The sequence below is a fragment of the Myroides sp. WP-1 genome (assembly GCF_014145635.1).
Lineage (GTDB): Bacteria > Bacteroidota > Bacteroidia > Flavobacteriales > Flavobacteriaceae > Flavobacterium.
Genome location: NZ_JACHTC010000047.1, coordinates 1 through 2,545, shown reverse-complemented (window position 1 = coordinate 2,545; position 2,545 = coordinate 1). Strand labels below are relative to the sequence as shown.

At 34.7% G+C, this 2,545-nt stretch carries 1 pseudogene; it reads right to left on the bottom strand.

The annotated features are described in order from the left end of the window. Positions 1-2,134: pseudogene (locus H4K33_RS16180) on the bottom strand (hypothetical protein); the annotation flags it as partial. Positions 2,135-2,545 lie beyond the last annotated feature (411 nt).

Below are 2,545 nucleotides of genomic sequence, written 5' to 3'. Positions count from 1 at the left end.
TTGTTGCAGCATCATATGATACAGCTCCTGTTCCCAATACTAAATCGTGCGTGATCTTATCTTCATCAGCATACGTTAACGTATTCGTTGCTTTGTCATATGTCAATACAGTCAACGTTTCGTTAGCACGAACGATTGTCTCAAATTTACTATTGTCTACATTCACCCATGAGTTTGTAGAGGCATCCCATTCTTGAAAAATCGCATCCCCTGTACTTTGGTCGTAAACAATTTTAGTAAATCCACCTGTTGTTTGCGTTAAATGCGTGATATAATCATTGATTGTTGGATACGTACGACCATCTATAGTAACAGGTCCGTTATTTACGATCTCTTCAAAATTATTGATTACTCCTCCAACTACATCAATAGCATAGATACCAGCAGGTAAAGCCGTTGGATCAACCGTAGTTGGCACTACACCGTCATGTGCTTGTAGATAAGCTTCTGATACGTAATATTGTTTTTTATTAACGGTAATGATTTCCGTTTTGCTTTCATTTGATTGAACGATTGTCTCAAATTTACTATTGTCTACATTCACCCATGAGTTTGTAGACGCATCCCATTCTTGGAAAATTACATCCCCTGTACTTTGGTCGTAAACAATTTTAGTAAATCCACCTGTTGTTTGCGTTAAATGCGTGATATAATCATTGATTGTTGGATACGTACGACCATCTATAGTAACAGGTCCGTTATTTACGATCTCTTCAAAATTATTAATTACTCCTCCGACTACATCAATAGCATAGATACCAGCAGGTAAAGCCGTTGGATCAACCGTAGTTGGCACTACACCATCATGTGCTTGTAGGTAAGCTTCTGATACGTAGTATTGTTTTTTATTAACGGTAATGATTTCCGTTTTGCTTTCATTCGATTGAACGATTGTCTCAAATTTACTATTGTCTACATTCACCCATGAGTTTGTAGACGCATCCCATTCTTGGAAAATTACATCCCCTGTACTTTGGTCGTAAACAATTTTAGTAAATCCACCTGTTGTTTGCGTTAAATGCGTGATATAATCATTGATTGTTGGATACGTACGACCATCTATAGTAACAGGTCCGTTATTTACGATCTCTTCAAAATTATTGATTACTCCTCCGACTACATCAATAGCATAGATACCAGCAGGTAAAGCCGTTGGATCAACCGTAGTTGGCACTACACCATCATGTGCTTGTAGGTAAGCTTCTGATACGTAGTATTGTTTTTTATTAACGGTAATGATTTCTGTTTTGCTTTCATTATCCGTAATAATTTTCTTGAATTTACTATTAATTACGTTTACCCATGAATTAGTAGCAGCATCCCATTGTTGGAAGCTAGCATTTCTGTTCTCGCTATCGTATACAATTTTAGTAAATCCACCAGTTGTTTGAACTAAATGTGTGATATAATCATTAATCGTTGGATACGTACGACCATCTATAGTAACTGGTCCATGATTAACCACTTCTTCAAAATTGTTAACGACACCTCCTACAACATCAATAAGATACACGCCTGCTGGTAAATTCGCAACAGTCCATGCATCAATCTCTGCTTGTGTAGGAAGTGTGTCATTAACTTGTAAATACGCTTCAGAAAGATAGTATTGTTGCTTCTTAGATGTAGTAGAAACAAGAATAGTTTTACTTTCATTTGCACTGACAATATCCCCAAAGTTAATTTCTACTTTGTCTCCATTATCATTGATGTAATATAATTTATCCCCTTCATAAATTACATTACCTTCAGTTGTTCTCACAATGTTTTTGATAAGGTTTGTCACCTTATCTCCATCCATGTTTAATATATTTTCAAAGTTATTTACAACAATTGCAGGAATATCGCTATCAGCTGTTAAGCGTTCCCATTTGTCTACATACCAATAGTAATATCCCGGTTTAATTACAGCATTATTAGTTGTATTAAATACTAATAAACTGTTTACATTTCCACTAGTAATTCTTTTTGTGTCTTTCGTATTTTCTAAAGATACATTCGGAATCAACAATCCGCGGTCTTTTGCTTCCACGGTTAGTTCTGCAGACTTATTAGGTGTTGATGTTCCAATACCCACCTGTGCGTTTGCTGATATTGCGCCCATAACAAGAGCAATTGGTATTAGTCTTTTTTTCATAACTTCTTTTTTTGTGTCGAAATTCAGTGCTTAATTATGTATGTACTAGGCTCTTACAACTTTTATGTTAAGCTTAACCTAATACAGTCAAAATTCTACATTATATTAAAATATTGTATTTCATATAATTAGCTAGTACAACATCCCAAGAAAAAGAAACAAAAGCTAAATATCTACATATCAGCAAGTTGTAGAATAAGAAAAATCATTATTGTTTCATTTTTTTAGATATACTTATAAAAACGTAAAAAAAAGAGCATATAAAAAGAAAAAGAGCGCTCAATTTGAGCGCTCTTCTGGGCTTAGTGCTGCTTGTTTTAAATCCTACAGCAGGATCATCGAAAAAAAATTGCTTTGTTGTTTTTATGTTCTCGGCTACATCTCTAAGATAATAAACTCACTGCGTCTGTT